4 protein-coding genes are annotated in these 5,646 nt (G+C 56.0%); 2 read left to right on the forward strand and 2 right to left on the reverse strand.

What is annotated here, in order from left to right; genetic code table 11:
- Positions 1 to 79: 79 nt before the first annotated feature.
- Together NW849_RS13685 and NW849_RS13690 are read right to left on the reverse strand one after the other, a co-directional pair.
- Positions 80 to 1,120, reverse strand: coding sequence for an ABC transporter ATP-binding protein (locus tag NW849_RS13685; protein ID WP_414358327.1), 1,041 nt, complete (start codon positions 1,118 to 1,120; stop codon positions 80 to 82).
- Complete coding sequence (locus tag NW849_RS13690; RefSeq protein ID WP_414358329.1) at positions 1,113 to 2,156, reverse strand: ABC transporter ATP-binding protein; 1,044 nt, start codon at positions 2,154 to 2,156, stop codon at positions 1,113 to 1,115. Before NW849_RS13690 ends, NW849_RS13685 begins: the two co-directional genes overlap by 8 nt.
- 527 nt (positions 2,157 to 2,683) lie before the next feature.
- Between NW849_RS13690 and NW849_RS13695 the strand changes: the two genes are divergently transcribed.
- Both NW849_RS13695 and NW849_RS13700 read left to right on the forward strand, forming a co-directional pair.
- Positions 2,684 to 4,423, forward strand: coding sequence for a peptide ABC transporter substrate-binding protein (locus tag NW849_RS13695; RefSeq protein WP_414358330.1), 1,740 nt, complete (start codon positions 2,684 to 2,686; stop codon positions 4,421 to 4,423).
- 146 nt (positions 4,424 to 4,569) lie between these two features.
- On the forward strand, positions 4,570 to 5,532 hold the full coding sequence (locus NW849_RS13700) for an ABC transporter permease (RefSeq protein WP_414358333.1): 963 nt from the start codon (positions 4,570 to 4,572) through the stop codon (positions 5,530 to 5,532).
- Positions 5,533 to 5,646 lie beyond the last annotated feature (114 nt).

A 5,646-nucleotide genomic window follows, 5' to 3' on the forward strand; every position in this document is an offset into this window, starting at 1 on the left:
CGGGTGGTTCCTCAGGTGGCCGCTGCGGTAATCCAGGCTGCCCGCCAAACCGGCGTGGCCGGGATCCCTTGAGGGCTGCCTAGGGCACCAGGTGACAAGCCACAAAATGCCCCGCGCTCACCTCGCGAAAGGCCGGGGGTGGATCTTGACGGCACGCCTCTGTTACCCAAGGGCAGCGGGTGTGGAAGTTGCATCCTTTGGGCGGGTTGACCGGGCTAGGCACATCGCCCTTGAGGATGATCCGCTTGCGCCTGGCTTCCACTTCCGGGTCGGGAATGGGAACTGCCGAGAGCAGTGCCTGGGTATAGGGATGGAGAGGATTTTGGTAAATCTCGTCGCGATCCGCCAGCTCCACCACCTTGCCCAAGTACATCACCGCCACCCGGTCGGAAATGTGGCGCACCACGCTCAGGTCATGGGCGATGAACAGATAGGTGAGGCCGAACTGCTCTTGCAAAGACTGCAGCAAGTTAATCACCTGGGCCTGAATCGACACGTCCAAAGCCGAGATCGGCTCATCACAGACAATAAAATCCGGCTTCAAAGCCAAGGCACGGGCAATGACAATCCGCTGCCGTTGCCCGCCCGAAAACTCGTGGGGATAGCGGTTGACAAAGTTGGCATTGAGGCCGACCACCTCCAGCAGCTCCCTGACCCGCTCCTGCTGCGCTTTGCCCCCGGCCACCCTAAAGACTGTCAGGGGCTCCCCCACAATTGCCCCCACCGTCTGGCGGGGATTCAGAGCGGCATAGGGATCCTGAAACACCATCTGCATGCGTTGCCGCATGCGGCGCAGCTCTTCCGGGCTGAGCTGGGTCAGATCGACACCCCCAAAATACACGTTCCCGGCGGTGGGCCGATATAACTGCAAAATGGCTCGCCCAAGGGTGCTCTTGCCACAGCCCGATTCTCCCACCAGCCCCAGGGTTTCTCCCCGCCGCACCGCAAAACTCACCCCATCCACCGCCTTGACGGATCCCACCTGTCGTTGCAGGATTAGCCCCCGCCGAATGGGAAAATGCACTTTTAGGTTTTCGACGCGCACCAAGGTGGCTTGGCCGGTCTCAGGTGGGCAAGCATCGACAGAGGCGCTGGCCGGGAAAGAAGGGGGGTCAACCATGGGCCGTCCTCTCCAGCGATTCACCGTCCCCGCCGACACCGGCCACTGACCGCAGATGGGCTTTTCCTTCCGGCTTTACCCAGCAAGCCACCGCATGCTGGGATCCAACGGACTCCAGCTCTGGATTTTCGCTCCAGCAGCGGTCGATGACGAAGCGACAACGGGCCGCAAACGGACAACCCTTGGGATAGTTGACCAAATCCGGGGGCATGCCCTCAATGGGCTGCAGCTTTTCGCGTCGGCGCTCATCCAGGCGGGGGATGCTCTGCAGCAGGCCGATGGTGTAGGGATGACGGGGATTTTTGTAAAGCTGGTGCAACGGAGCTTCTTCCACAATCTGGCCGGCGTACATAACCAAGATCCGGTCGGCCAGGCCCGCCAAAAAGGCCAAATCATGGGTAATCCAGATAATCGCCATGCCGATCTCCTCGCGCAAGGCTTTGATCAACTCCACAATCTGGGCTTGGATCGTCACATCCAAGGCGGTGGTGGGCTCATCGGCAATCAACAGCTTTGGGCGGCAGGACAGGCCCATGGCAATCATCACCCGCTGCCGCATCCCCCCGGAGAATTGGTGGGGATAGTGATCCACCCGCTCGGCTGCTGCCGGGATCCCAACCATTTGTAACAGTTCAATAGTCCGCTGCCGTGCTTGGGCAGGAGTCATGCCCAGGTGCAACTGCAGAGCCTCGGCAATTTGTTGGCCCACTCGCAAGACAGGGTTCAAGGAGGTCATGGGGTCTTGAAAGATCATGGCGATCTGGTTGCCCCGGATGCGCCGCATTTCCGATTCTTTCAGCTTGAGCAGGTCTTGGCCGGCAAACAGCACCTCGCCCCCCACAATTTTGCCCGGCGGTGTTGGGATCAGCCGCATCACCGAGAGCATGGTGACACTTTTGCCGGATCCCGATTCCCCCACAATGCCCAGAGTTTCCCCCTCGTCCACGTGAAAGCTGGAACCGTTGACGGCCTTCACCACTCCATCCTGGGTATAGAACCGCGTTTCCAGCCGCCATACTTCTAACAATCGCGCCATGCTCCTGGGATCCTTGTCACCGCTACAGCAAAGGAAAAGGATTTCCCCTTATATGGCGAATTTTTCCAGAAAAATCCAGCATCCCTTAGAACCATTTAGACACAAACCAATTCAAGCTCAATCCCGACCGAGTTCAAGTTCAACCCTAAAGAGGAGCAGCACCTAAGGGTTGACGAAACCCTGCCACCATTCTTGCTCATCTCTACAGACATTTGCGTATCCATTTGCACCAAACGGGGGAACCCCATTCCCAGCAATCCAACCCTCTAGGGCTCTGCAAGCGGGATCTGGCAATACTGTGTAACGAATTACAGAAAAATCCCGTCCATCTGCTACCTTGCTGAAACCTAAACCTAAAAGAGGTCTTGATTGAGGCAAACCCTCATCCAACAAAGTTGACCTCAATCGGACCGCCGGGGGGGAACCTTACCCGGTTCTTGCCAGTCAAAGGCTGAAAATCTCTGGGATGACTTGGAGGCCATAGCGCCAGTCCCCTAGCTGAGTCTGTTTACAAGAGGTAAGTGTAAATGTCTTTTCATCCTTTCCAACGTCTGAGACTGCGGTTGGTCAAGCTGCGGCTGTGGTTGATTCCCCTGTTTGTGGTGGGAGGGTTGCTGGTTCACCAGCATTGGATACCCGTCCAGGCCCAAGCCGACGACACCCTGCGGTTGCTGTACTGGCAAGCGCCAACTCTGCTTAACCCTCACCTCTCCACAGGAACCAAAGACTTTGAAGCCAGCCGCTTGGTCTATGAGCCTCTGGCCAGCTTTGATGCCCGTGGTGAAATGGTGCCTTTTTTGGCAGCAGAAATCCCCAGCATTGAAAACGGCGGCGTTGCCAAAGATCTGACCTCTGTCACCTGGAAGTTGAAGAGCGGGGTCACTTGGGCGGATGGAGAACCCTTCACCGCTGAAGATGTGGTCTTCACCTACGAGTACGTTTCCAACTCAGAAGTGGGGGCGATTACCTCCGAATACTATGCCGATGTTGCCTCGGTGGAAGCTGTGGATCCGACCACGGTGAAAATCACCTTCAAAAAGCCGACGGTGGCTTGGTTTGTGCCCTTTGTCGGCAGCAACGGCATGATCATTCCCAAACATATCTTCAAAGACTACAACGGCCCTAACTCCCGCGAGGCCCCTGCCAACCTGGCCCCCATTGGCACTGGCCCCTACATTACCGAAGAGGTGAGGCCAGGGGATGTGATCGTCTATGTGGCCAACAAGAACTTTCGGGAAGAGGGCAAGCCCTTCTTCAAGCGCGTGGAATTGAAGGGAGGTGGAGATGCCACCTCTGCGGCACGGGCGGTGCTGCAAACCGGCGATGCCGACTATGCCTGGAACACCCAGGTAGAAGCTGCAGTGCTCGCTCAGCTAGAGGCTACAGGCATTGGTCGGGTCATTCCCAAGCCTGGCCCGAGCATGGAGCGGATCGTTATCAATTTCTCCGACCCCAACGTAGAGAAAGACGGGCAACGCTCCCACAAGGATGTGCCCCATCCGTTCCTGACGGACTTGAACGTGCGCAAAGCCCTGAGCCTGGCTGTGGATCGGCAAACCACCGCCGATCAGATCTACGGCGTGGCCGGTACCCCCACCAATGACTACGTGTTATCTCCCGAAAACCTGCGGGCCAACGCTCCCTGGGAATTCAACCTGGAGAAAGCTGCAGCGCTGCTGGATGAAGCCGGTTGGGTAGATAGCAACAACAACGGCATTCGGGACAAAGGTGGTGTAGAGATGCGCATGGTTTTCCAAACCTCTGTTAACCCGGTGCGCCAGAAAACTCAGGAGATCATCAAGCAAGACTTCAGCAAGATCGGCATCGACCTGGAGCTGAAGAGCATCGATGCCAGCATCTTCTTCGACAGCGAACCCAACAACCCCGACAACCTGGGCCACTTCTACGCTGACCTACAGATGTACACCACTGGCAACGATAACCCGGATCCGACGAGTTACCTGCGCCGTTACCTTTGCGAGGAGATTGCCCAGAAAGAAAACAACTGGGCCAAGTCCAACGACTCCCGCTATTGCAACCCCACCTACGACGCCATGTTTGCCGAGCTGGTGGCGATGACCGATGCCAAAGAACGGGAGGAGCAGATCAAGAAAATGAACAACTTCCTGACAGTAGAAGATGTGGCGGTGATTCCTTTGATCGACCGCTCCAGCCCGGCGGCAGCGGCCAACAGCCTGGAAGGGATCGATCTCACCCCCTGGGATCTGGAACCTTGGAACATCAAAGATTGGACTCGCAAGTCCTAGGGGATCCTGTCGGGGAGGGGCGGGGGTGAGGGAGGGATCCCTTGCCTCTTTTTTTCCTCTCTGGGCAAGAAAGGCTTTCCCCTAACATTTTGCTGCCAACATCCCTACCATGATGGCATTGCTTTCATTTTTGTCTCTTTGTTTTTATGACGCGCTACTTGATTAATCGCCTGTTGATCTCCATTCCCACCTTGCTGGCCATCAGCATCGTGGTGTTTGCCATCTTGGCTTTGGCACCTGGGGATCCCATGGCAGAATTTGCCACCAATCCTGCCATCACTGCGGAAGTACGGGAGAACATTCGCCGTTCTTTGGGGCTAGATCAGCCGATTTACATCCGCTATGTGAAGTGGCTGTGGGCTTTTATGCAGGGGGATATGGGCTTTTCTTTTACCAGCCGCAGCCCCGTGTTGAACTTGATTTTGCAACGGTTGCCCACCACTCTTTGGATAGTTGGCACTGCATATATTATCGGCGCATTGCTGGCGGTGCCTTTGGGCGTGATCTCTGCCCTGAAGCGCTACACCCTCTTCGACCAAGTGGTGACGACGCTGGCTTTTGTTGGCTTTTCCTTGCCCACCTTTTTTACGGGTATTTTGTTCATCATCATTTTCAGTGTGCAACTGCGCTGGTTCCCCTTCATCTACAACAGCACGCTGCGGGTAACCGATTGGGCAAGTTTTGTGGCCCAGGTGCGCCAATCGATCATGCCTGTGACAGTCTTGGTGTTGTTCCAGGCAGCGGTGCTGATGCGCTTTGTGCGAGCCTCAATGCTGGAGCAAATGAACCGGGATTACGTGCGGACGGCCAGGGCCAAAGGCTTGCAAGAATGGGTGGTGGTGAATCGGCACATTTTGCGCAATGCCTTGATCCCGGTGGTAACCCTGGTGGCCCTGGATATTCCATCCGTGTTTACCGGAGCGCTGGTTACAGAGCAGATTTTTCGCGTACCTGGGATCGGCGCTTTGTTGGTGGATTCCATCTTCCGGGGCGATACGCCGGTGGTGATGGCCATCACCTTTATCTACGCCATCTTGATCGTGATTTTCAATTTGGTGGCGGATATTCTCTACAGCATTTTGGATCCGCGGGTGCAGTATACCCGCTAGGGATCCGGCTCTTCAACAATCTTTCACCCTCAAACTTCTAGGTCGTGTTGATCTTATGTTAGGATAGAGAGAGTAATTTATAGAGGAAAGAGGATGAAGTTGGTTTTTTTAGAT

Origin of the sequence: Synechococcus sp. R55.3, assembly GCF_047461975.1 — a bacterium.
Taxonomy (GTDB): domain Bacteria; phylum Cyanobacteriota; class Cyanobacteriia; order Thermostichales; family Thermostichaceae; genus Thermostichus.